Consider the following 23345-nt stretch of genomic DNA (forward strand, 5'->3'; position numbering starts at 1 on the left):
TCGTCAGGGTTCCTGCGGCATCCAAGGCTGGTCTAAAGACCACGCAAGAATATCGATGATTCGCACGTCGGTGAGCCGGCTTGCTGCCTCGACGACAAGCCGATCCTGGTGTCGGCCAGCGACCTCACGAAGGATCGCGAGTCCGTCCCGGGCGCGAACCACGTCCCGTCGGTATGCCGCCCAGTAGGCACGCCGTGGTGCAGCCTGACGCCCCTGCAGCCACCCGAGGTCCCGCGCGGCCTGCTTTGCTGACTGTCGGTACAGGCTAAGCAGGCGGCTGTCGAGGATGGGGAACAACGCTGGGCGCATGAGGTACAGCGACTTGCTCACCTTGGCAACGGCGATCCCAGTTATGCGAGCGTCATAGAAGTGGTGGTAGAGCTCCAGAGCGCTTGCATAGAGACCGTCAATCTGCACTGGGTCGGCGTCTCCCAGGCGGGCCTCGCCGGCGACGGCCTGCCATGGGGCGGTCTCGCTCAATCCAAGCATGTGTAGCTCCTGCTTGCGGCTGATCCTGCTGCCCATCCGCCTGGTCGCCTTGATGAGCTGGGGCGTCAGAACCGGGCTCGAGCCGGCAAGCCAGTCGTAGTTGCGGATGGTGCCGCCGTTTCGCTGACAGTAAACGACGAAGGGTGTCAGGGGATCTTTGATGATCCGACCGGCGACCTCGATTGGGGGAACTTCGGACGTCATCTGACGCTTCCTCCTGCCTGCACCCTTGTCCGCAGCCGGATCAAGGGTTTGCTCGCTGGAAACTGACTCCGGCTGCGGGGAATGCGTCCCGCAGGGCAGAGAGGGTTGGCTCGGTGTTGCGTCCCCACATTTTGCGCACCACCCAGGTCGTGCCGTCCTCGACCAGCGCCTGAGCGGTGAACCAGCGGCTGACCTCCACCCCGGGGTACTGCTCAGCCAACGCGGCCTGGACCTCCTCGTCGCTGTGGTGCTCTCCCTCGAGAGGCCGGAAGCGCCCTGGTGTGAGCACCTTCCCGATGGCCGCGGCAGTCACCCCGCATTCGACCAGCTTCTCGATCATCAGCCGCACCGTGCGGCGCTTGTTCTCGTCCGGCAGTAGCTGGCCGTTGACGATGATGTGGTAGCGCGTCCACTCCCGGCCGTCGGTGCTGCGCCGCTCCTGTTCGGTGACCTTCCGGCCCACCCGGATCTGATAATCGGCCGCCTCGGGGAGCGGGATGACCTGCTGGATGTCCAGCAGGACCCGCCCGTCGATCTCGTAGGGAATCAGCCGGACACAGCGCACGTCCATGCCTTCGAAGCGGTTCAGCCACAGCACCGCGGTAGTGAGTTCCCGGCCGAAGTCCGCCGAGACAAGCAGGATCCGCACGTCGGAGGAGATGATCGGCGCGTCGTCGCTGTCGCTCAGGTCCAACCAGCTGCTGAGTTCGGTCCGCGCGTCGACATCCGCATCCGGTCGCACCTTCGATAGGTGCACCTCGAAGGCGGCGACGACCTCGTCGAAGCTCATCGCGGACACCATCGCGGCGTACCGCAGTGCCTGAAGCTCCATGTGACCGCCGTCGTCGGTGCGCTTGAGCTCGATGACCACCAGGTGACCGGCTTTGTCCACGGCGAGCAGGTCGATGCGGCGCCGGGAGTCCTCCCAGTTGCCGAACTCCTCGGCGATGACGAGCAGATCCGGGCTGAGCACGGCGATGTCGTCGCGGAGAAGCCGCTGCAGATCGTTGCGCTCGTAAATGCCGAGGGCGGCGAACCGTGCGGCGTCATGCCGGCGTAGCCGGTCCCCATGGATCTCGTACAGCGGCATGCGTCTTCCTTGGCGTGGCTAGGAAATGAGGGAGGATAGGCCACCAGCGGCGGCCACCGTCTGGCGGAGGCGGGACTGTGCGGCGATGAACCACTCGACGTAGTCGTCCCACTCGTCGGTGTTCACGATGTCGCCTTCTCGGTATTCGGCGATGCGGCACCCCTTCCTGCCGGTCAGTGGTTCAAAAGACAGAGGCGCCGGGTAGGCCGGTTCGAGCTTCGATTGTGCCGCCGCAAAGCGAGCGTCGTTGACGGCCGGGTCGGGGTGCTGGAAGAAGATCTCGCTGGACAAGCCGGAGCGACTGAACGTGCAGGCGTAGGACACCCAGCTCATGCCGCTCGGCAACGAGTACCAGTTCTGCGCGTACCCCTTGGTTGAGGTCGTCCATTGGAGCTGGCGCTGCTGGATGGCCGCCAGAAACATCGTCCAGAACGACTGGTAGGCCTGGTTGCGGCCGCTCGCTGCGGCGTCGTGGGTGCTCGCCTTTACCTTCTTGCCCCAGTCGTTGGGCTGCACGACCAGGCGCATGAGCGGTGCGGGAACGGACTGGCCGATCCGTACGGCGCTGATCTCGATGCCGAAGAAGCGGGTGTTCTCGTCGGTCCTGGTGTTCAGCCAGTCCAGAGCGGCGCGATGCTCCTCCCGGAAACTGGTCGCGATCCACACCACGTTCACCGGGTCGGTCCCGCCCGCGTAGGTGAGCAGTTGGCCCAGATGGTTGTGGTCCGTTCTCTCCAACTGGTTCTCGATGATCACCGTCTCGTTGGTCGCCTCGTCGGTGCCGATGAGGTCCAGCGAGAAGCCGCCCACCGGGTGCTCCGCGGCCGAGAGTGCCAGCTCCATGCCCAGCACTTCACAGAGCACCTCGGCGTTGGCGAGCAGCCACGGCGTGAAGGTGTGCGCCTCGTGCTTCCAGACCTCGCGGACGTTGACGCTGTCGAGCTTGCCCAGCATCGGTAGACCTTCTGCCCCGTCGACTGTCGTCATGCCGCAGACCGTATCGGGCTCCGGCAGGCGGACGCTGCCCCCAGCCGGGGCTGCTCCCGGGCCGGCCGGTCGGTCAGCACTGCCTACCCCGGCCGACGCTGGTCAGATGATTGGACCGATCCTCGCGAGCCGGACCTGACGGGGCGGTGTCGGGTCCGAAGCTTCACTACCATCACGCATTCTCGGCCACGCCGTGGTCGTGAGCCGTCGAGGCTCGGGTCGGATGAGGAGTCGGTGAGATGCCTGACGAGCACGGTGGCAAGGGCCAGTTCGAAAGATTGATGGCCGGCCCGTACTACTTCGCGGTGGTGGCTGCGAACCGGGCTTACCTGAAGGTGGCCGTTCCCGACGCGTCCGCCACGGAACGGGAGTACTGGACGCTTTCCTGCCTACCGAACACGACATCGAACCCGCGTCGGCTCTCGGCGGTCTCCATGAAGAGGATGGAGACCTTTGTCTTGCATGAGCCCACCGGGCCGGCGGATGACGGGATAGCCGAGGGCTTCGTGATCGTCCGGCAGTCGGTGTTGGATCGGTAATGGCCCAAGCGTCGGGCCTTCGAGAAGGCGTTCCCTGGGCTGACCCTTGAGGATTGCGACTACGAGGATCCGGGACCGGACCAGGTTCGGGTCAACGGCCGGCACGACGAGCTGATCGCCGCCCTCGCGGACGAGCGCTTCGCCGCTGCGGTGCGTGACCTTGTTGCGCCACTGCTCGCCGTGCGGACGATGCATGGTGCCGGCCACAGTTATTCGCTGGTCGACCACGTGCTGAGCCGTGCCTCTCGCCCCGCCGAGTGGATCTACCCGGCGAACGAGCGGAGTGAGGCATGGGGGATGATCCGGGAGTCCTAGAGACCTTCCGTGGCATCCGCGAGGGCGACGTCGCCGAGTGGCACCTGTCCTCCTGCTTCCACCAGATCAGAGCTGGCGACCGGATCTGGGTCTACGCCACGGCACCCCACCAACGTCTCGTCGCCGCCGGTGTCGCCTGGTCGAACCCGATCCAACGTGTCGACGAAGGCAGCGTCTGCTGGGCGTTGGAGATTCGGTGGGACCTTCGACTTACCCGCTCTTTGCTGTCGACCGTCGTCGCTGCGTCCGACGTGCTGCAGGTCGGGGTACAGCGGGTGCGGGCGATGAAGCCGGGGGAGTCCGACAACCTGGCGAAGATTCTGACAGACCGCCGAGCCCCCGAGCCGGAGGGCTTACCTGAGGGTCGGCGGCGCCGACTTGCGGAGGTCACCGCCCGGCAGGGCCAGGCCGACTTCCGTCGGCGACTCCTTGCGGCGTACGACGGGCGGTGCGCCATCACCGGCTGCGACGTGGAGGCTGTGCTCCAGGCGGCTCACATCTCCCCGTACGACGGACCCGCCACCAACCGAGTCACCAACGGTCTACTGCTCCGCGCCGACCTGCACAATCTCTGACCGAGGCTATCTCTGGATCGACGGGTCCTACCGGGTGCGGGTGGCGGCCGGGCTCGATCACTACGCCAACCTCGACGGTCAGCGGCTTTCGCTTCCGCCCACCGACGACCGACCGGACAAGGAAGCGTTGGCCCGCCACCGGAGCGATGCAATAAGGCGGGTATCCCCATGAGAACCAGCGGACGTCAGCCCTGCTCCTGATCGAGTAGCTCGCCGGCCCGGCTGAGCACCGCCTGCCAGAGGCTCGGTGCGACCGTCTCCCTGAGCAGCGCCACGACCTCCTCCGCCCCGAGATCGACGAAGCGGCGCGAGACCGGACGCGGTGACAGCTGTGCGTTGCTGGCCATGTTCCGCCCGGTGAGGGTGGCGACCGACTGGTCCGGAAGTCGTCGGCTCTGAGGCTCGTTGACAGTGACGGGCACGTCTGCGGAGGTGCGACCTTCCGGTGCGGCCTCGTCCGAGGCGGGTTCCGGTGCGGTGTCGTTGGAACCGTCGCTCAGCTCTGCCGGCAGGTGGACGCAGACGATGTCGAGGTATCTCGTCGTCCGGGTGAGGGCGACATAGAGCAGCCGGTGACCCCGCTCGTCCTCGGCGATGATGTCGTCCGGCTCCACGACCACGATCGCGTCGAACTCAAGCCCCTTGGATTCCTGCGGGCTGACGACGTTCACACCCGGGCCCAGGTCGCCGGCGGAGGCCGCCCGCCAGACGACATCCCTGACGGTCAGCTGCCGCTCGATGTCCGCCCGGCCGGACTCCGGGCAGATGATGGCCACGGACCGACCATGCGAGGCGTGGTCCATGGCCACCCGCACCGCCGTCGACGCCCGCTCATCCTCGTCCTCCACCCGGTGGATGGCCGGATCCGCCGGCCCCTCCCGGACGACCTGGGGTGCTTCGACGTCCGGCGCGGCGATCGGCAGGAGCTTGGCCGCGAGGTCGAAGACCTGCCGGGGGACCCGGTAGCCGTAGTGCAGCTCTTCCAGCACGTGGGGCAGCTCCGCCGGCAGGTGGTCCAGCAGGTCTTCCCAGTCGTCGCGCGCCCAGTGCCCGGTCGACTGCGCGATGTCCCCGACCACGGTCATCGAGCCGTTGCGGGACCGGCGGGCAATCGCGCGGAGTTGCATGGGAGAGAGGTCCTGCGCCTCGTCCACCACGACGTGCAGGTAAGCGGCCTTGACGCCGTTGATCAAGTGGTCGAGTTCGTCGAGCACTGCGAGGTCGGCGTCGCTCCAGGTCTCGTCCGAGAGCCGTTCGGCCGGCCGCCGGTGCAGTACGGACACCTCTCGTGCGGTGAACTCGTCCCCGGCAGCGGTGATGAGCCGGTCCCGGGAGCCGTAGAGTTCGCGTAGGAACGACGCGGGCGTGTAGGACGGCCAGAGCCGGTCCATCACCGGGTCGAGTGCGAGGCGCAGACGGCTGCGATCCATCCGCACCCGGGAGCTAACAAGCTGGGTCAACAGATCCCGGAACAGCTGCCGCCGTTCGGAGTAGGTGCCGGCGCTCGCGCGAGACCGGGTGACCAGTGGCTTGAGCTCCTCTCCGGGGAGGCGCAACGTGCGATTCCCGATCTGCACCTCGACCCACTGCTGGCCCTCTGCCGGGCCCACCCGGCCGTAGAGTGCCCGCCGGACCAGCCCGGCCATCCGCCCGTCGCCCTTGAGCTTGACGACGGCCGGATCATCCTGGCGGCCCCGCTTCACCGGCGGGTGCAGCTGATGCACGTCAACCTGGGTGACGCTGGTTTCGCCGAGGCTCGGCAGCACCAGCCGCGTGTAGCGGGTGAAGGTCGGGCTGGGCCCGACCATCAGGATGTCGTCCGCGGTCAGGTGCCCAAGGCTGTTGAACAACAACCAGGAGATTCGATGCAGGGCGATGGCCGTCTTGCCGGTTCCGGGGCCGCCCTGGATGATCGTCAGCTGATCGGCATCAGCGCGGATCAGGTCGAACTGCGAGGCCTGGATCGTTCGCACGATGTCCTGCATCGTGCCGGTGCGGTTGCTTTCCAGGTCGCTCAGCAGCGCGTCGCTGATCTCCTCGTACGCCTCCAGCTCCTCGACCGCCTCGGCGAGCTGAGCGAAGACCGTGTCGCTGAACGAGATGATCCGGTTCATGGAGCAGTCGTAGGTGCGCTTAAGGCGCAGGCTTCTGGGATCGGCGTGACTGGCCTCGTAGTAGCGGGCCGCCGCCGGCGCCTGCCAGTTCATGACGAGGAGCTCGGCATCGTCGTCGAAGATCGCATGGTGGCCGATGTAAAAGCGCTCGCCGCCCTCGTCGTCCATCCGGCCGAAGGCGACTGGCTCATCCGACCCACCGATGCGATCCAGCCGGGCCTGGGTGTCCTGCTTGATGCGGGTGGCAGCGCCGCTGTTGGCGGCGGCTCCCGGCGCAAGGCTCAGGGCACTACGCATCCGCTCCCGGTGATCCCATGCCGCATCGAAGTATTTCTGCTCGCGACGGAGCTCCTCCGAGAGCACGTCCATGTCGATCCCCCCGTGGCCAATCGTCGATGCGGTACCTGCCAGCATCGGGACGGCCGGCCTGGCGCCGTTCCGGCTGTACTGCAAGGCGTCCTGACGATATGGGGCGTTACAGCCGGTGTCGCTCGGCCAATCGCTTGTCGGAGGTGAACCTTCGGACTACCGCAGGCTGACGGCTCCATCGCCGCACCGGGTGCCACCCGGGCAACGACCTAGACGCGGCGGTGGAGTTGGCCGCGACCTGACGATCGTGCTCCACCCGCTCTCCGGGCGACGGGACGCGACGACGTTCCACCTGGAGTCGGGGCGGCTCTGCGTGCTGACGTCCCGACACCGGCACGCCTGCATCGTGGTGGCGCGAGCGGGCATCGGTGAGCTGCTGGACGCGCACCCGTCGACCGAGTCGGTGCACCTCGACGTGCCGGTCAAGTTCCCGGACGGCTGGGTGGCGAACCAGACGATGCTCGCGCACCTCGGCGCGTCGTAGTCACCGTCGAGCCCGCCTTGGCGGGCCAGGTGCCGCAGTCGGTGATGACCGGCGGGGATGCCGGACAGCCGCTTCCTCGATACCGTCCGGGGATGACCGAGACCGCCTACGGCGACCTGCTCGCCGGCTTCACACCCGCACTGCCGTACACGATGGACACAGCGGAGAGCGCGCCCCGCGCGGCCGGCGTCCACGTGGTCCTCGCGGGCGACACCGTCATCTACGTCGGGCGCACCGGGAACCTGCGGGACCGGCTGCGCCAGCACCTGACCGGCAACCGCGGCTCGTCGGTGCTGCACGACCAGATCGGCCAGGAACTCGACCGTACGGGGCCGGTGGCGACGGCCAGCGACGTCGCCCACTGGCTGAGCCGCTGCGTCGTCCGCTGGAAGGAGACCGAGAATCCGGAGGCCGAGAAGGAGGCCCTGGTGCTCGCCCTCACGCCACGCTTCAACCGGCAGGTGCCCCGGCCCCGCTGATCGGACGCGGATGCCGGACCGCCCTGCGCGCCGGTCGGCATCCGTTGACCCGGGATGCCGTTGCCCGGCAACCCGCTCGAGGTGACGCAACTTCACCGCCTGAGTCGTTGACGTCATCAGCTCGAAAGCGGCCGCGACCATCTCCCGCCGGGTGAGGGACCGGCTGGTCAGTGGGACGGGACATTCACGACGTGCCCGTCCGGGTCGCGGACGAAGAACCGTCGTACGCCCCACGGCTCGTCGGTCAGCTCGTACACGATCTCGGCGCCGGACCCACGGGCCGCGGCGTACGCGGCGTCCACGTCCTCGACCTCGATGGAGGCCACCGGTACGACCGGGGCCGTCGCGTCGTGGGTCCTGAGGCTCAGCTGCACCTCCGGCCTGCCCGGGTCGGCGAGCGTCACGATCCAGCCATGGTCCATCACGACCTGCAGACCGGTCACCTCCGTGTAGAACGCCACGGCCTCCGGCAGCGAACGGAATTTCAGGTCGGGTACCACGCGAGTGACCGGCATGGGTCGGATTGTCAGCGTCGGCAACCGGGCCGGCGAGCCGGCACGCAGTGGACGAGCCGATCAGGCGCCCGGGGGCTGGTAGGGCGCCTTCACCCGGGTCGCCTCGTCGACCTCCTCGGCCGTCAGCACCGGTGTCATCCGCACCCTCAACCCGCCCGCCGCCCGAATGGCGATGGCCAGTGCGGCAGCGGTCTTGTGGTCCGGCAGTTCACACAACACGTAGGTGTCGTCCTCGTCGAACGAGAAGTGCATCGACTCCATCCGCCCGCCGCTCGCCTCGATCGTCTTCCGGACGACCTCGGCGCGCTTGGTCCCGCCGTCCTTGGCCAACCCCTTGAGCCCGTCGACGGTGTAGGTCGACCTCAGCAGGAATCTGGGCATGTCGACACCAACCTCCGCTTTCGTGGAACAGGTTCAGGCGGCGCGCTCGCCGCGGCCACCCACCGGCCGCGCGTACCCGCCACGAGGGCGGCTAGTCATCCGCCGCTCGACACGATCAGTAAAGGTCAGGGCGAGCATGCACAGGAATACCTGTTCACGCCGCCGTAGATCACCGACATTCATGTCCGCCTCCCGATAGCAGAGCCGTTCAGGTGATCCATTCCGGTCGATAGAGTCCGCCACAACAGCCCGTAGGGGAAGGCGGACGATGAACCACAACGGACACCCGCTCAGCCGCCGTCGACTGCTGGTCGGCACCGCGGCGGCCTCGGCGGTCACCCTCGCCGGCGTGACCGGCGCGCAGGCCGCCGCCACCGCCGGACCGCCCCGCGCCACCGCGCCGCTCGTCTCCCGGGACCGGATCGCCAGCGCGCTGCTCCGTATCCCGGGCGGGAGCCTCGCGGCGGCCCGCTTCCAGGTCGACTTTCACGAAGGGCTGGCCGCCTGGCTGGCCTTCTGGTCGGCCAACTCACCCCGTGACTGGGGGCCACCCGCCGAGCTGGTCGCCGAGGTCGACCCGGGCGGGGGCGCGCTGACCCTGCACGCCATCCGGTACCGCCGCGTCGACGAACTGCGCGACGGGTTCGCCGCCGGCCTGCGCGACGCCACCCACCGGGCCACCCTCGCCAGCCTGCACCACCACTTCCCGGGCGTCCGGCCGCTGCCCGGCGGCGCGGTCCGGGTCACCCACGGCGCCGCGGGCTTCACCGGCTCCACCGAGCAGGTGGCCTTCGCGGTCGCCGCCTGTCGCGAGCTCTGGGGCGACCGCGCGGCCACCACGGCCGGCTGGCAGGGGTACGCCAACCGCGCGCTGGCCCGCGTCGGGCAGCGGACGGATGTCACCTCGCGGGCCGGCTGGGCCACCTTCACCAGGACCAGCCTGCGGCGCGGGCTGGGCACCGAGTCGTACGAGTGATCGGAGAGCACATGTCCCGCAACGAGTTCCGGTTCGTGGTCGACGGCGTCGACCTGACCGCCGAGCAGCAGAGCCTCATCGCCGGGGAGATCCAGAAGGCGGGGCTGGCCGCCCTGTCCACCGCCGGCGCCAAGCTCGCCAGCCCGGTCACCGTCGGGCACGCCAACCTGAAGCTCCGCCCCGAGTGGTACGGCCTGTGGGTCCTCGACGGCCCGTTCGCCGAGGAGTTGGGCCACAAGTTCAACGACATCGGTTTCTGGATGCCCCGGTGACCCAGCCGGTCCGTCGGCCGGACCCGCCGGAGCGGATGTGCCCGAGTACGCCCGCGGCCAACGCCACGGTCTTCCTCGGCATGATCACTCCGGCGGGTCGGGTCGCCTACGTCACCCCGCAGGTGCCCGCCGAGGTCGCGCTCGCCGCCCCCGTCGCCGCGGACACCCCGGTGGAGGCCCGCTTCCGGCTCGCCGGGCCCTGCGTCACCTCGTCCTGCGGCTTCTGGACCGGGGAGCACTGCGGCCTCGGCGAACGCGTCGTCGCCTCCTACCGGGAGACGGTCGGCCCCACCGAGGCGGAGCTGCCGAAGTGCGCGATCCGGCGTACCTGCCGGTGGTTCGCAGAGCAGGGACCGGCGGCCTGCCCGGCCTGCTCGCACGTGGTCACCGATTCGCGCTGAAGCCGACCACCGCCGCCGGCGGCCGCGTCGTCAGCGTTCCTCGTCCAGCGCGTACGCGTCCCAGTCGACCTCACGGAGGGCACCGGCCGCCTGGCCGGTGGGCAGCACCGCGTCGTCCTGGAACCAGACCACCGCCAGGCGGGAGTGGCACAGGACGGCGTCGAGGGCCGGATCGATCGGCTCCGAGGTGAACCACCCGGCCATGATCACGCCGGGCAGCTTCTCCACCGGGCCGAACGGCAGCCCCTCCGTCGAGTCACCGTCGGGCCGGGTGCGCACCGGTTCGATCACCTGGACCGGCAAGCTCGGCCACGTCCTGCGCGCCATGGTGTCGACCCCGGCGAGAACCATGTCGTTGAGCCGCTTGCACGGGTAGCCCTCGAGCAGGTTGCCGTACATCGACCGCATGCGCACCTCGCGCAGTCGCACCAGGCGACCCGAGGCGAGTTCCACGTGGGAGAGGGTCATCCCAGCGCCTTGATCTCGTCGCGGGTGATCTCGTGCCGGTCGCCGTCGCCGCCGCCCATCCGTTGCCAGATCTTCGTCGTCAGGCGGGTCGGGCCGTCGCCGGCGTGCAGGGTGAAGTGGAAGCCGCCGTAGAAGCCGGGGATGATGAAGACCGTGCCGTGGCCCGGTGTCTCCAGCAGCACCTCCAGCTCGGGCAGGCGCAACGCCTCCCGGTCGACGAGGCGGCCGGCCCGGGAGCGGATCAGGCCGTGGAAGAGCTCCTGGATCATCTCGAGTTCCCAGTCGGGCACGTCGATCAGGCGGGGCGGTGTCAGGACCTCGCGCAGGTGGTCGTGGCCCAGCCGGAGCGCGATGTCCAGCGGCCGTTCGCCGTCGGCGGTACGCAGGGCCCGCCAGGCGCCCAGCTCGACCAGGCGCCGCGCCACCTCGACCGGCGCGCCGGCGTGGGCGGCCTGGTGCAGCGGGGCGTACCAGGAGCGGCCGTCGAGGCGGGCGGCGTTGATCCAGTTCACGTTGGTGTCCCGGCCGAGCAGTTCGAAAAGCCCGGGCCAGTCGTACGCCCGGGCCCGGTCGGCGAGGGCGGTGCGCCGCTCGATCACCCAGCCCGACACGGAGCTGCTCTTCGTGATCCCGTCCCACTGATACGACACGAAGATCATTCTGGCCGGCGCCCCCGGGCCCCGCCACCCCGTCCGCCGCGGGGTTCCACCAGTAGCCGGCACGAAGTTCAACCGATCAAAGGAATATCAGGTCGTCGTCGGGAGCGGTTGCTTCAGTGAGCGCCGACGACGGGAGAGACGGATGACCGAGGTCCACATCGCACGCTGGGACGAGAGCGACCTGGACCTGCTGGAACGGCTCAACGCGCCGGAGGTCCGCCACCACACCGGCGGCCCGGAGACCGACGAGGAGGTGCTCGCCCGGCACGAGCGCTACCTGCGCGGCCCCGGCCCCCGCAGTGGCTTCATGTTCAGCGTGGCGCTGCCCGACGGGGTGAAGGTCGGCACCGTCGGCTACTGGGAGCGGATCTGGCACGACGAGCAGGTCTACGAGACGGGCTGGGCGATTCTCCCCGAGCACCAGGGGCGGGGCCTGGCCACCGCCGCGGTCCGCGCCGTGGTGGCCGAGGCCCGCGCCGAGGGCCACCACCGGTACGCCCACGCCTACCCGTCGGTGGAGAACCCGGCCTCGAACGCGGTCTGCCGCAAGGCCGGCTTCACCCTGCTCGGCGAGACCGAGTTCGAATATCCGCCGGGGCGGATGATGCGCTCCAACGACTGGCGGCTGGACCTGCGGGCCTGACCGTCACAACCGGACGCCGGCTCAGTTCACCCCGGTCGGCCGCCGGTCCGCCCGGCTGCTCGCGCCCGCCGCGCCGCCGGTCGACGCCGTGCCGCTAGCAGGCGCCGCGCCGCCGGTGGGTGCCGCGCTGACGGTGCGGCCCGGCACGATGGGGGCGTCCCGGCCGGTGCCGCGCCGGCCGTCGGCGGGCTGGTCGCTGCTCTGCTCGTGGTAGTCCTGCTCGACGTTGACCGACCAGACGTCGTGGCCGGCGCCGTGGGCGATGTTCTCGGCGGTCAGCATCGCCGTCATCATCGAGTGGTCCTGGTTGTTGTAGCGGTGCATCCCGTTGCGCCCGACCGGGTGCACGTTGGGCAGCTCCCGCGCCAGCCAGGCCCGGATGGTGTCGACGTTGTGCTGGTAGCGCTCGTCGTAGACCGGGTACGCCTTCGGCATCCGCACCACGTAGCCGCTCTCCACCGCGCCGGGCCGGACCAGGCCGAGCTTCTCCAGCTCGGCGGTGGCCAGCGCGACGAGGTCGGCGTCCGAGGTCCGCCACGTCTCGTCGTCCTCGAAGACGAAGTACTCCAGCCCCAGGCAGGTGCGGCCGTCCTTCACCAGGTACGGCGACCAGGAGCCGAAGTTCTGGATCCGGCCCACGTTGACGGCCGGGTCGTGCACGTAGATCCAGTTGTCCGGGAAGGAGAACTCGGCCGGCACCACCAGCGCCACGGTCAGGAAGTCCCGGTAGCGCAGGTCGGCGGCGCAGGCCGCCACCTCGGCCGGGGCCGCCGGTCGCACCGCGGCCACCAGCTCGGAGATCGGCATCGAGGAGATCACGTGGTCGGCGGGGACCCGGCGCTCGCCCTCCGGGCCGTCGACGCTGACCGCCACGGCCCGCCCGTCCTCCCGGTGCACGGCGGTCACCCAGGTGCCGGTGCTGACCTCCCCACCGCGCCGGCGGACCTCCTCGGTGCAGCGCTCCCACATCATGCCGGGGCCGAACTTCGGGTACTGGAACTCCTCGATCAGGCTGGTGACGTCCTTGCGGTTGCGGCGCGGCAGCAGCGCGTTCAGCACCGCGGTGGAGAGCGACATGTTCTTGATCCGCTGGGCGGCCCAGTCGGCCTGCAACTGGTCCGCCGGCATCCCCCAGACCTTCTCGGTGTACGTCTTGAAGAAGATCGAGTAGAGCCGCCAGCCGAACCGCGCGGACACCCAGCCCTCGAAGTGCGACTGGTCCTTGGGCGGGCGCAGCCGGGCCCGGGCGTACGAGCCCATGCAGCGGGCCGCCTCGCGGACGCCGAGGTTGCGCAGGGCGTTGCTGGCGTTGAGCGGGTAGTCGTACAGCGCGCCGCGGTAGAAGATCCGGCTCATCCGGGGTCGGAGCAGGAACTCCTCGTCGGGCAGGATCTCGTGCCAGAAATCCTCGACCCGACCGACCTTGGTGAAGAACCGGTGCCCGCCGATGTCGAAGCGCCAACCGTCGCGCTCGACGGTACGGCTGATGCCGCCCACCACGTCGTCGGCCTCGAAGACCCGCACCGTTTCGCCGTGCCGGAGCAGCTCGTACGCGGCGGTCAGCCCCGCGGGGCCGGCGCCGATGACCACGGTGCCGTGACGCTCGTCCATCCTGTTCCGCTCCTACCCTGGGGGTCCATCGGAGGAGGCGCGGTTACCCGGTCTCCGCGACATCTCACGTCCGGCGTCCCGGCACTCCCTGATGATGCCGCCCGGAGTGACCTCCTGGGAACCGGCAGGTGTCAGCGGGCGCGGAAAGGGGATCACCGGTGGTCAGCTCCGCGGCCCTGGGCCGCCGGTTCGGGTCCGACCCCCGGGGATGCGCCGCATGGTCGACAGGTCACGCGACACCGCAGATGGCCGGCGCGCGCCCGCCGCCGGTCGGGCGGGGGTGCGCGAGCGCGTCCGCGCGGCGCGGAGCCGGACCGGAACGCTGGTCGCGCGGGTGCCCGCCCGCTGGCGGTACGCCCTCGCGCTCTTCGTCGGCGCGAAGGTCGTCCTCGCCCTCGTCGGCGTGATCGCCCTCTCCGCCTGGGACGGGGCGCCCGCCGCGCCACCGGCCGACGAGGCCAACATGCGCGCCGACCAGGAGGAGATCTCCTCGCACCGGTCGATCTCGATGTGGTTCGCCTGGGACGCGCTGCTCTACGACCATCTGGTCCGGGAGCCGCTCGACGGGCCATGGAACGATTTCGCCTTCCCGCTGCTCTTCCCGTTCCTGGCCCGGCCGCTGGCGTGGGTGCTGGGCGGCGACACCGCCATGGCGCTGCTGCTGATCAGCAACGTGGCGTTCCTGGTGTTGCTCTGGTACGCCACGGCGCTGGGCGAGAAGCTGCTCGGCGACGACGCCTCGGCCCGCCGCTTCACCCGCTACCTGGTGCTGCTGCCGACCGCGTTCCTGTTCCAGGCGGCACTGACGGAGTCGCTCTTCCTCTGCCTGGCCCTGGCCACCTTCTACCACGCCGAGCAGGGGCGCTGGTTGACCGTCGGGGTGCTGGGGTACTTCCTCGGGCTCAGCCGCTCGGTGGGCTTCCTGGTCGCCGTCCCGCTGGCCCTGGTCCTGCTGCGCCAGCACCGCTACCGGCTCGACCCGCGCAGCCTGTTGACCTACGTCCGGACGGGCTGGCCGCTGGCGCTGATCCCGGCGGGCTGGCTCACCTTCATGGCGTTCTGCCGGTGGCGGGGGGGTGACTGGTTCGCCTACAAGCACGCCCAGGAGAAGGGCTGGGGCATCCGGGTGCAGAATCCGGTGCCGGTGATCTGGAACGGCCTCACCGGGGTCGAGACGCGGGACGCCGCGCGGGTCTGGATCGCCGTCGTACTCCTGGCGGTGGTGCTCGCCGGTGCCCGGCGGCTCGGAGCGCCCTACGTCGTGTACGCCCTGCTGATGGTGCTGGCGCCGCTGTCGATGGGTCCGCCGGTGTACAAGAGCCTGCTGCGCTACCTGCTGGCCGCCTTCCCGGTCGGGCTGGTCCTGGCCCGCTGGGCCAGGAACGCCACGGCCGACGCCTGGCTCGGCGCCACCCTGGCTCTGCTCCAGGGCGCGCTCTTCGTGGTCTGGCTGGCCTACTGGACCCACTTCATCATCTGAGGGCGGTGTGCGGCACGCGGGGAAGGGGCCCGTCGTGGGACCCTTCCCCGATCCGTCGCGCCGCTGGTCAGCGCGGGACGTAGTCGAACTCGTCCGGGTTCGGGCCCTGCCGCCCGGCCTCGCCCCGGTCCAGTCCGGTGATCCGCTCCATCATCGCGTCGTCGAGGGTGAAGTCGAAGATGTGCAGGTTCTCCTCGATCCGCTGCGGCGTGACCGACTTCGGGAAGACGATGTCGCCGCGCTGCACGTGCCAGCGGAGTGTGACCTGGGCGGGGGTGCGGCCCAACTGCTGGGCGATGTCGACGATGGTGGGGTCGTCCAGCACCTTGCCCTGGGCGATCGGCGACCACGCCTCGGTGAGGATGTTGTGCGTCCTGCCGTAGGCCCGCACCTCCTCGTTGCCGAAGTACGGGTGCACCTCGATCTGGTTGACCGCCGGCACCAGGTCCGCCTCGGCGGCCAGCCGCTCCAGGTGGGCGACCTGGAAGTTAGACACGCCGATCGACTTCGCCCGGCCGTCGCGCTGGAACTCCTCCAGCGTCTTCCAGGTGGAGACGAAGTCGCCGTCGTAGAGGGTCGGCAGCGGCCAGTGGATCAGGAACAGGTCGATGTAATCCATCTTCAACGCGGCCAGGGTGGACTCGAAGGCCCTGCGGGCGTCGTCCGGCCGGTGGAAGCCGTTGTTGAGCTTGCTGGTCACGAAGACCTCGCCGCGGTCCAGCCCGGAGGTGCGGATCGCCTGGCCGACCTCCGCCTCGTTGCCGTACATCTGGGCGGTGTCGATGTGCCGGTAGCCGAGCTCCAGCGCCCGGCCGACCGCCTCGACGGTCTCCTTCGGCTCGATCTGGAACACCCCGAAGCCGAGCTGCGGGATGGTGTTGCCGTCGTTGAGGGTGATGTCGGGAATCGTGTTCGCCATCCGGCTCACATACCCGGTCGCGCCGGCTCCTCACGACCCGACCCGGTGATCTGCGACAAGGCGGAGCTGACCGCGACGGCGGCGGGGCCGGGATCGTCACGATCCCGGCCCCGTCATGACGCTGGTGTCACTTGGCGAGCGGCTGGCCCTGCTTGTCCTTGAACGAGCCGATCAGGATCAGGATGAAGTCGATCAGGGTCCAGACGCCGAAGGCGCCGAGGGTGATCAGCTGGAGAACGCCGGTGCCGATCTTCCCGGTGTAGAACCGGTGCACGCCGAGCGTGCCGAGGAAGAAGCAGAGCAGCAGGGTGACGAGCCAGGACTTCTGGGTCGTGGCAACGGGAGCGGTCACTATGGTCCTTTCACAGGTGGAGACAGCCGCGGGAGCGTATCGAGGGCCACCACCGGAGGCAAGATCGGGAAAAGCATGATCGACCGTACGGACGAGCAGGTCCGGACCGATGCGGTGCGCGCCGTCCGCCCGGTCAGGTCGCATCGAGCGCGCACCGGCTTGCCGCCACGGCGGTGGCCGGCTCCCGCCGCCGTCCTGATTCGACACCTGCGGGCCGCTGGGCGAGGCGGTGGTGCGGGGCTGCGTCGACGCCGTCGGAAGGCGGATGTCCGATGAGGCGTGATACCTCAGGGGCATCAAGATGCCTCTGAGGTATCACGCTCGTTGCCGTGTTCGGTACCCGGGATGACCACGCCGGCCGGCGGCCGGGTCAGAGCAGCCGTCGGCGCGGGAGCGTGCGGTCAGTGCGGGTCAGCGCGCCGACCCGGGCCCCCGCCCGAAGGCCCGGCCGGCCCGGACGGGCTCCGGTCGGCCAGCGCCGACCGCCGGTAGCCGTACAGGGCGTAGATGACCGCGCCGATCACGAACCAGAGCGCGAACCGCAGCCAGGTCTCCGGGGCCAGGAAGGTGATCAGCCAGACCGAGAAGAGCGCGCCCAGCGCCGGCACCACCGGCATGCCCGGCAGCCGGAACGTGCGCGGCGCGTCCGGGCGGCGGTAGCGCAGCACGATCACCGCGATGCAGACCACCACGAAGGCCAGCAGGATGCCGATGTTGGTCAGCTCCGCCGCCTCGCGGATCGGCAGGAACCCGGCGATGAGCGCCGAGCCCACCCCGACGATCCAGGTGACCCGCACCGGCACCCGGCGTACCGGGTGGACCTTGGCGAACCAGGCCGGGAGCAGGCCGTCCCGGCTCATCGAGAACCAGACCCGGGTCACGCCGAGCATGAAGGTGAACATCACCGTCAGGATGCCGATGATCGCGCCCACCGCGATGACGCTGGCCAGGCCGGAGAGGCCCACCGAGGCGAACGCGGAGGAGAAGCCGCTCTCCGGGTCGATGTCCCGGTAGTTCTGCATCCCGGTGAGCACCAGCGTGGCGAGCACGTACAGCACCATCGAGATGACCAGCGACCAGATGATCGCCTTGGGCATGTGCCGGCGGGCGTCCTTCGACTCCTCGGCGGCGGTGCTCATCGCGTCGTACCCGAAGACGGCGAAGAAGACGGTGGCCGCGCCGGTGATGGCGCCGCCGACGCCGAACGGGAAGAACGGCGAGTAGTTCGCGGTCTTGACGTAAAAGAAGCCGACCACGATCACCAGCACCACCACGGCGACCTTCAAGCCGACCACGAACGTCTCGAAGCGGGCGGCCGTCCTGATGCCGAGGGTGAGCAGGTACGCGATGAGCAGGCAGAGCAGCACGGCGAAGAGGTCGACCACCCGCCCCTCGCCGGTGCCCGGCGCGCCGAGCATCCAGGCCGGCAGCTCCAGACCCAGCTCACCGACGAGGAAGCCGAAGTAGCCGGAGATGCCGATCGCCACCACCGCCACGATCGCGGTGTACTCCAGCAGCAGGTCCCAGCCGATGAACCAGCCCACCGCCTCGCCCAGCACCGCGTAGCCGTAGGTGTAGGCCGAGCCGGCCTTCGGGATCATGCCGGCGAACTCGGCGTACGACAGCGCCGCCGCGGCGCTGGCCAGGCCCGCGATCAGGAACGACACCAGCACGGCCGGACCGGCGGTCTCGCTGGCCACCGCCCCGGCCAGGGCGAAGATGCCGGCGCCGATGATGCCGCCGATCCCGATCGCGGTCAGCTGCCACAGCCCGAGGGAGCGGGACAGCGGTGTCTCGGTCTCGTCGACGATCTCGTCGACCGGCTTGCGGCGGAAGATCCCGCCGGGACCCGAGGTCATGGACGTCCCCTCTCACTCGACGACCGGGAGCACGACCTCGTTGCGGCGCAGGAACCACGGCTTCCACGGTGGGTCGAAGCGCGCGTACCGGATCGCGCCGGTCGGTTGGAGCCCGGCGGCGGTGACCGCCCGGCCCAGCATGGTGGCCCGCTGGCCGAACGCCGCCTCCGTCCACCGCCCGGAGAAGCGGACCGCCGCGGCGAGCTGGGCGGGGATCTCCCGGATGACGATCCGGTCGTCCTCCGGCTCGGGCGCGGTGCCCGCGGTGAGCTCCGCCGGCAGCACGAACCGCACCAGCCAGCAGTCGGGTCGGTCGCCCTCCTCCTGCACCACCGGAGAGGTCATGGCGATCTTCTGCGGCTCGGCGGGCTCCTGCACCACCGGCGCGGTCATGCCGACCTTGCGCCGGACCCGGTTGGCGCCCGAGATGTACGCCGCCAGCGGCTGGAACGCCTCGTTGCCGGCCTCGACCAGGCCCCCGGTCACCCGCATCTCGGCGACCAGGTGGGCCGGGTAACGGCGCAGCTCGAAACCGGGGTGCGTCGCCACCACCCGGTACCGCTGCTGCTCCGTCATGGCACGCTCCCGGCGGCTGGGGCTCTTCTCGCCTCCTCACGCTACCGCCCGTCGGGGGTTTCCTCCCCGGGAAGCGCAACCGGGACCAGCCGCCAGTACTGGCGTTTCTCCTCGTCGCGCAGCACCACACCGAGCCGGGCCAGCTCGGCGCGCAGGTCGAGGGCGTCACCGCGCCGGTCGGACTCGATCGCGCGCTGCCGGGCGCGCAGCAGCGCGTCCGCCCCGGCCGGCAGCCCGGGCAGCCCCTCCACCCACCGCCGGTACGCCTCCCGGTGCGGGTCGGCCTCCGTCCACGGCCAGCCGTGGGTGTCGAAGGCGTCGCGCAACCGCCGCCGGCTGAGGTCCGACTTCTCCCGGACCAGTTCCTCGCCGCCCGCGCCGAGCACGACCAGGTCCTTCCGGTCGGTGAAGACCGCGCTGACCGACCGGCGCGGCACGTCCCGGTCGGCGCCGTCGCGGTGCAGCCGCAGCCCCGCCCGGTCCACCGTGACGATGAGCCGCTCCCGGGTGCCGAGGTGCGCGACGAAGAGTCCGAGCAGCGCGCCCAGCGCCACCGCGCCCGCGATCGCCCGCCCGTCGGGCAGCCCGTCCACCAGTTCGAACAGGCCCTGCCACGGCATCCAGCGCAGCCCGGCCAGCCAGCCGGACACCTCCGTGAGCGCCCAGCCGGCCCCGGCGCCGAGCAGCGGGAAGCCGACCCACATCACCACCAGTTCCCCGGCGCCGCCACCGACCACGGTGGCGGCGCCGGGCCGCTGCGCGGGCACTCAGGACACCTCGCGCCGCAGGGTGCGCACCAGACCGGCGACCAGCGGCACGACCAGCCAGACCAGCAGCGACACCGCCATCCGGCCCCACTGCCCGGCGGTCACCTCGGGGCCCATCAGCGGCTCCATGGTCACCGAGGTGTCCAGCCAGCGGGCCGGGCCGCGCAGCGCCGAGATCAACGAGGAGAGGATCGTCCACACGGCGGGCAGCAGCAGATAGGCCACGATCGCCAGGGGCGTGTTGAGCAGCAGCAGTCCGAACGCCGCCCCCATCAGCACATTGACGAGCTGGAACACGCCGGCGTGCGTCACCATCTGCCATTCGAAGTTCCAGGTGCCCGCCCCGCCGGTGGACCGGGCGATCAGGGTGCCGGCGGCGGCGACGGCGAGGCTCACCGCCAGCGACGCCAGCGCGGCCAGCACCATCGCGGCGAGCTTGGCGACCACCACGCGTTCCCGGCGGGGCACCAGGGCGAAGGTGGTCAACGCGGTGCGCTGGGACCACTCGCCGGTGATGGAGAGGATGCCCAGCACCGGCAGCAGCAGCCCGACGGGCAGCAGCGACGGGGCGAAGAACTCCCGGAAGGTCTGGTCGGCGTCGTCGAGGACGAAGAGCTGCACGGTGACGATGACGGCGGCGATCAGGCCGATGGTGATCAGCAGCCAGAGGCCGGCCCGGGTGTCGGCGAGCTTGCGCAGCTCCACCCCGGTCAGCCGGGCCAGCGACGGGCCGGGCACCTCCGGGCGGGGTCGGGTCGCGACGGGCGGTGGGGTCAGGGTGGAGGTCATTTCACGGCTTCCTTCGTCGACGCGCCGGCGGTGAGGGTGAGGAAGAGCTGTTCGAGGCCGCGGCTGCCGGCCGGGCGCAGCTCGGTCAGGACCAGACCGGCGTCGGCGGCGGCCTGCCCGACGGCGCCGGGTTCGGCGTGCACCACGTACCCGCCGTCGGCGCCGGCGGTGGCGTCCAGGGCGGCCCGCTCCAGCGCCAGCCGCAGGGCGTGCGGATCGCGGGCCCGGACCAGGGTGCCGGTGCCGGCGAGCAGCTCGTCCTTGCCGCCCTGGGCGACCACCCGGCCGCCGCCGATCACCACCAGCCGGTCGGCGATCGCCTCCACCTCGCGCAGCAGGTGCGAGGAGAGCAGCACGGTGCCGCCCCGGTCGGCAAAGTCGCGCAGCAGGCCGCGCATCCAGAAGATGCCCTCCGGGTCGAGGCCGTTGGCCGGCTCGTCCAGGACCAGCACCCGGGGGTCGCCCAGCAGCGCCAGCGCCAGGCCGAGCCGCTGCCGCATCCCGAGGGAGTACGCCCCGACCCGCCGCTTCGCCGCCGTCGCGTTCAACCCGACCAGGTCGAGCTTGGCGGCGACCTGACCCCGGTCGACGCCCATGGTGCGCGCCGCCAGGGCCAGCGTCTCCCGGCCGGTCCGCCCCGCGTGCTGCGCCGAGGCGTCGAGCAGCACGCCGATCTCCCGGCCGGGGTTGGGCAGCTGCCGGTAGGGCCGCCCGGCGACCGTGGCCCCGCCAGAGGTCGGCGGGGTCAACCCGCAGATCATCCGCATGGTGGTGGACTTGCCGGCGCCGTTGGGGCCGAGGAAGCCGGTCACCGTCCCCGGCTCGCACTGGAACGAGACGTCGTCGACGGCGGCCTGCGGGCCGTACCGCTTGGTGAGGTGTTCGACCGTGATCATGGCGATGAGCCTGCCGGCGCCACCCGGCTGTCCGCTGCGGCCGGCGGTCGAGGGCCACCCCTACCTCGGTCTAGCGCCGGACCTCGACTTTGGTAGGTGTCGGCGCGCTGACCGGCTCCCTAGCATGGACGGGTGACCAGCGTCGTCGTACCCGATCATCCCTGGCTGCTGCCGGGGGCCCTGACCCCGGCGGCCCGGGTGATCCGCCGTACGCCGCGGGACTGGCTGGTGGACGTCGTCGCCTTCCTGCTCTCCCTGAGCTGGGTGGTGGTGACCTTCGGCGACTCGGTGAGCCCCGACCCGGAGTTCGCGCTGAACGCCGGGCCGTCCTGGCTCAACGAGGTCGACCTGGTGGCCGGTGTCTGGCTCACCGCCGCGCTCTGGCTGCGCCGGCGCTGGCCGGTCGGGCTGGCCCTGGCCAGCCTGCCCCTGGCGCTCTTCTCGGTCACCTCCGCGGTGGCCCTGCTGATCATCCTGTTCACCGTGGTGGTGCACCGGCCGCTACCGGTGGCGGGCGCGCTGGCCGGTTTCCACCTGCTCGGCGTGCCGATCTACACGATGATCCGTCCCGATCCGGCGCTGCCGTTCCTGGCGTCCACGATCCTGACGGCCGTCATCATCGGCACGGTGCTGGCCTGGGCGTTGTTCGTCCGGGCCCGACGCCAGCTGGTGCTGTCGTTGCGGGACCGCGCCGACCGCGCCGAGGCCGAGCAGCAGCTCCGGGTCGCCCAGGCCCGGCAGCTCGAACGCACCCGCATCGCCCGGGAGATGCACGACGTGCTGGCGCACCGGATCTCCCTGCTCAGCCTGCACGCCGGAGCGCTGGAGTTCCGCCCGGACGCGCCCGCCGACGAGGTCGCCCGGGCGGCCGGGGTGATCCGGGCCAGCGCGCACGCCGCGCTCCAGGACCTGCGCGAGGTGATCGGCGTGCTCCGCGCGGAGACCGGCGACGGGGAGACGGCCACCCCGGAACGCCCGCAGCCGACCCTCGCCGACGTGCCGGCCATGGTGGCGGAGTCCCGGGCGGCCGGCATGCGGGTGGGCGTCGAGGATTTGGTCGTCGACCCTCAGGCGGTGCCCGCGGCGGTCGCGCGCAGCGCCTACCGGATCGTGCAGGAGGGGCTGACCAACGCCCGCAAGCACGCCCCGGGGGCGCTGGTCTCCGTCGGGCTCGCCGGTGGGCCGGGGGAGGGGCTCGCCGTGGAGATCCGCAACCCGTGGCCGGTCGGCGAGGGGCCCGGGTCGCCGATCCCCGGCGCCGGGACCGGTCTGGTGGGGGTCGCCGAGCGGGTCAGCCTCGCCGGTGGCCGGCTGGAGCACGGCCGGGACGCCCGGGGCGACTTCCGGCTGGCCGCCTGGCTGCCCTGGCCGGCGGCGTGAGCGCCGGGGAGCGGGCCCCGGTCCGGGTGCTGATCGTCGACGACGACGCGCTGGTCCGCGCCGGGCTGTCGATGATCCTCGGCGGGGTGCCGGACCTGCTGGTGGTCGGGGAGGCCGCCGACGGCGCCGAGGTGCCCGCCGCCGTCGCGGCGTACGCCCCGGACGTGGTGCTGATGGACATCCGGATGCCCCGGGTGGACGGCCTGGCCGCGACGGAGGCGCTGCGGGCGCTGCCGCACCCGCCCGAGGTGCTGGTGCTGACCACCTTCGACGCCGACGAGCAGGTGCTGCGGGCGTTGCGGGCCGGCGCGGGCGGCTTCCTGCTCAAGGACACCCCGCCGGCCGAGATCGTCCAGGCGGTGCGCCGGGTCGCCGCGGGGGAGGCCACCCTGTCGCCGACGGTGACCCGCACGCTGATCAGCCACGTCACGGCCGGGTCGGCGGCGCCCGCGCCGGACCCCCGGCAGGTCCGGGCGGTGCGGCTGCTGGACGGGTTGACCGTGCGGGAGCGGGAGGTCGCGGTCGCGCTCGGGCGGGGCCGCAGCAACGCCGAGATCTCCGCGGAGCTGTTCATGAGCGTCGCCACGGTGAAGGCGTACGTGTCGCGGCTGCTGGCGAAGCTGGAGCTGAACAACCGGGTCCAGGTGGCGCTGCTGGTCCACGACGCCGGCCTGGTCTGAGCCCGCCAAAAACCGCGGGGCCCGCGCGCCTGCGTGCTTCTCGTCAGTGGTGACACAACACAGCCACCCAGGATAC

General features: G+C 70.9%; 26 protein-coding genes and 1 pseudogene. 11 read left to right on the forward strand and 16 right to left on the reverse strand.

The features are described from left to right. Positions 1-3: 3 nt before the first annotated feature. Genes AC5L3Z_RS12625 through AC5L3Z_RS12635 form a run of 3 tightly spaced genes read right to left on the reverse strand, consistent with a single transcriptional unit; the run spans position 4 to position 2770 of the window. Positions 4-693, reverse strand: a complete 690-nt coding sequence (locus AC5L3Z_RS12625; RefSeq protein WP_494841729.1) for a DUF6308 family protein — start codon at positions 691-693, stop codon at positions 4-6. Between the two features lie 40 nt (positions 694-733). Next, entirely contained in the window at positions 734-1783 is a 1050-nt protein-coding gene (locus AC5L3Z_RS12630) for a hypothetical protein (RefSeq protein WP_494841730.1), read from the reverse strand. A gap of 18 nt (positions 1784-1801) precedes the next feature. After that, positions 1802-2770, reverse strand: a complete 969-nt coding sequence (locus AC5L3Z_RS12635) for a DUF4268 domain-containing protein (protein ID WP_494841731.1) — start codon at positions 2768-2770, stop codon at positions 1802-1804. 239 nt (positions 2771-3009) lie between these two features. On the opposite strand from AC5L3Z_RS12635, the gene AC5L3Z_RS12640 reads away from it, so the two are divergent. Together AC5L3Z_RS12640 and AC5L3Z_RS12645 are read left to right on the forward strand one after the other, a co-directional pair. Next, entirely contained in the window at positions 3010-3309 is a 300-nt protein-coding gene (locus AC5L3Z_RS12640) for a hypothetical protein (RefSeq protein ID WP_494841732.1), read from the forward strand. A 290-nt stretch (positions 3310-3599) separates the two neighbouring features. Then, the gene (locus AC5L3Z_RS12645) at positions 3600-4199 is read left to right on the forward strand and encodes an HNH endonuclease (RefSeq protein ID WP_494841733.1); all 600 of its coding nucleotides are present in this window, start codon (positions 3600-3602) and stop codon (positions 4197-4199) included. A 185-nt stretch (positions 4200-4384) separates the two neighbouring features. Here AC5L3Z_RS12645 and AC5L3Z_RS12650 read toward each other — a convergent pair whose 3' ends face one another. Continuing rightward, positions 4385-6682, reverse strand: a complete 2298-nt coding sequence (locus AC5L3Z_RS12650) for a HelD family protein (RefSeq protein WP_494841734.1) — start codon at positions 6680-6682, stop codon at positions 4385-4387. Positions 6683-6917: 235 nt separating this feature from the next. Here AC5L3Z_RS12650 and AC5L3Z_RS12655 point away from each other — a divergent pair. Beyond that, a pseudogene (locus tag AC5L3Z_RS12655) lies at positions 6918-7166 on the forward strand (helicase); the annotation flags it as partial. A 92-nt stretch (positions 7167-7258) separates the two neighbouring features. Next, the gene (locus AC5L3Z_RS12660) at positions 7259-7645 is read left to right on the forward strand and encodes a GIY-YIG nuclease family protein (RefSeq protein WP_494841735.1); all 387 of its coding nucleotides are present in this window, start codon (positions 7259-7261) and stop codon (positions 7643-7645) included. Positions 7646-7812: 167 nt separating this feature from the next. Here the strand turns inward: AC5L3Z_RS12660 and AC5L3Z_RS12665 are convergent, their stop codons facing one another. Continuing rightward, complete coding sequence (locus tag AC5L3Z_RS12665) at positions 7813-8160, reverse strand: VOC family protein (protein WP_494841736.1); 348 nt, start codon at positions 8158-8160, stop codon at positions 7813-7815. 60 nt (positions 8161-8220) lie between these two features. Beyond that, on the reverse strand, positions 8221-8541 hold the full coding sequence (locus AC5L3Z_RS12670) for a GYD domain-containing protein (RefSeq protein ID WP_494841737.1): 321 nt from the start codon (positions 8539-8541) through the stop codon (positions 8221-8223). Between the two features lie 268 nt (positions 8542-8809). Here AC5L3Z_RS12670 and AC5L3Z_RS12675 point away from each other — a divergent pair, with 268 nt between their 5' ends. The 3 genes from AC5L3Z_RS12675 to AC5L3Z_RS12685 are packed head-to-tail and all read left to right on the forward strand — an operon-like array spanning position 8810 to position 10190. Further along, positions 8810-9517 (forward strand): hypothetical protein, encoded by a 708-nt coding sequence (locus AC5L3Z_RS12675; RefSeq protein ID WP_494841738.1) that lies wholly within the window; start codon positions 8810-8812, stop codon positions 9515-9517. Between the two features lie 11 nt (positions 9518-9528). Then, entirely contained in the window at positions 9529-9789 is a 261-nt protein-coding gene (locus tag AC5L3Z_RS12680) for a hypothetical protein (RefSeq protein WP_494841739.1), read from the forward strand. Beyond that, complete coding sequence (locus AC5L3Z_RS12685) at positions 9786-10190, forward strand: hypothetical protein (RefSeq protein ID WP_494841740.1); 405 nt, start codon at positions 9786-9788, stop codon at positions 10188-10190. Before AC5L3Z_RS12680 ends, AC5L3Z_RS12685 begins: the two co-directional genes overlap by 4 nt. Positions 10191-10220: 30 nt before the next feature. Here the strand turns inward: AC5L3Z_RS12685 and AC5L3Z_RS12690 are convergent, their stop codons facing one another. Together AC5L3Z_RS12690 and AC5L3Z_RS12695 are read right to left on the reverse strand one after the other, a co-directional pair. Further along, positions 10221-10658, reverse strand: a complete 438-nt coding sequence (locus tag AC5L3Z_RS12690) for a hypothetical protein (protein ID WP_494841741.1) — start codon at positions 10656-10658, stop codon at positions 10221-10223. Then, a complete protein-coding gene (locus tag AC5L3Z_RS12695) occupies positions 10655-11308 on the reverse strand; it encodes a hypothetical protein (protein ID WP_494841742.1) in 654 nt (217 codons plus the stop codon). Before AC5L3Z_RS12695 ends, AC5L3Z_RS12690 begins: the two co-directional genes overlap by 4 nt. A gap of 151 nt (positions 11309-11459) precedes the next feature. On the opposite strand from AC5L3Z_RS12695, the gene AC5L3Z_RS12700 reads away from it, so the two are divergent. After that, positions 11460-11960, forward strand: a complete 501-nt coding sequence (locus AC5L3Z_RS12700) for a GNAT family N-acetyltransferase (protein WP_494841743.1) — start codon at positions 11460-11462, stop codon at positions 11958-11960. A gap of 21 nt (positions 11961-11981) precedes the next feature. Here the strand turns inward: AC5L3Z_RS12700 and AC5L3Z_RS12705 are convergent, their stop codons facing one another. After that, entirely contained in the window at positions 11982-13571 is a 1590-nt protein-coding gene (locus AC5L3Z_RS12705; protein WP_494841744.1) for an NAD(P)/FAD-dependent oxidoreductase, read from the reverse strand. A 217-nt stretch (positions 13572-13788) separates the two neighbouring features. On the opposite strand from AC5L3Z_RS12705, the gene AC5L3Z_RS12710 reads away from it, so the two are divergent. After that, complete coding sequence (locus AC5L3Z_RS12710; protein ID WP_494841745.1) at positions 13789-15051, forward strand: hypothetical protein; 1263 nt, start codon at positions 13789-13791, stop codon at positions 15049-15051. 67 nt (positions 15052-15118) lie between these two features. On the opposite strand, the gene AC5L3Z_RS12715 is transcribed toward AC5L3Z_RS12710, so the two are convergent. From AC5L3Z_RS12715 to AC5L3Z_RS12745, 7 genes are all read right to left on the reverse strand, one after another. Beyond that, entirely contained in the window at positions 15119-15970 is an 852-nt protein-coding gene (locus tag AC5L3Z_RS12715; RefSeq protein ID WP_494841746.1) for an aldo/keto reductase, read from the reverse strand. A 127-nt stretch (positions 15971-16097) separates the two neighbouring features. After that, on the reverse strand, positions 16098-16322 hold the full coding sequence (locus AC5L3Z_RS12720; RefSeq protein ID WP_494841747.1) for a TM2 domain-containing protein: 225 nt from the start codon (positions 16320-16322) through the stop codon (positions 16098-16100). Positions 16323-16723: 401 nt separating this feature from the next. Further along, positions 16724-18181, reverse strand: a complete 1458-nt coding sequence (locus AC5L3Z_RS12725; RefSeq protein WP_494841748.1) for an amino acid permease — start codon at positions 18179-18181, stop codon at positions 16724-16726. Positions 18182-18193: 12 nt separating this feature from the next. Next, the gene (locus tag AC5L3Z_RS12730; RefSeq protein WP_494841749.1) at positions 18194-18757 is read right to left on the reverse strand and encodes an SOUL family heme-binding protein; all 564 of its coding nucleotides are present in this window, start codon (positions 18755-18757) and stop codon (positions 18194-18196) included. A gap of 41 nt (positions 18758-18798) precedes the next feature. Then, positions 18799-19524 carry a YqeB family protein gene (locus AC5L3Z_RS12735; RefSeq protein WP_494841750.1) on the reverse strand — a complete coding sequence of 242 codons (726 nt, stop codon included), beginning with the start codon at positions 19522-19524 and terminating at the stop codon, positions 18799-18801. Continuing rightward, the gene (locus tag AC5L3Z_RS12740) at positions 19525-20313 is read right to left on the reverse strand and encodes an ABC transporter permease (RefSeq protein ID WP_494841751.1); all 789 of its coding nucleotides are present in this window, start codon (positions 20311-20313) and stop codon (positions 19525-19527) included. After that, positions 20310-21209: an ABC transporter ATP-binding protein gene (locus AC5L3Z_RS12745; RefSeq protein WP_494841752.1), complete on the reverse strand. Its 900-nt coding sequence runs from the start codon at positions 21207-21209 to the stop codon at positions 20310-20312. Before AC5L3Z_RS12745 ends, AC5L3Z_RS12740 begins: the two co-directional genes overlap by 4 nt. A gap of 132 nt (positions 21210-21341) precedes the next feature. Here AC5L3Z_RS12745 and AC5L3Z_RS12750 point away from each other — a divergent pair, with 132 nt between their 5' ends. Both AC5L3Z_RS12750 and AC5L3Z_RS12755 read left to right on the forward strand, forming a co-directional pair. Further along, positions 21342-22589: a sensor histidine kinase gene (locus AC5L3Z_RS12750; protein ID WP_494841753.1), complete on the forward strand. Its 1248-nt coding sequence runs from the start codon at positions 21342-21344 to the stop codon at positions 22587-22589. After that, positions 22565-23269: a response regulator gene (locus AC5L3Z_RS12755; protein ID WP_494842177.1), complete on the forward strand. Its 705-nt coding sequence runs from the start codon at positions 22565-22567 to the stop codon at positions 23267-23269. Before AC5L3Z_RS12750 ends, AC5L3Z_RS12755 begins: the two co-directional genes overlap by 25 nt. The last annotated feature ends 76 nt before the right edge of the window (positions 23270-23345 follow it).

The sequence above is a fragment of the Micromonospora sp. LZ37 genome, from assembly GCF_059359015.1.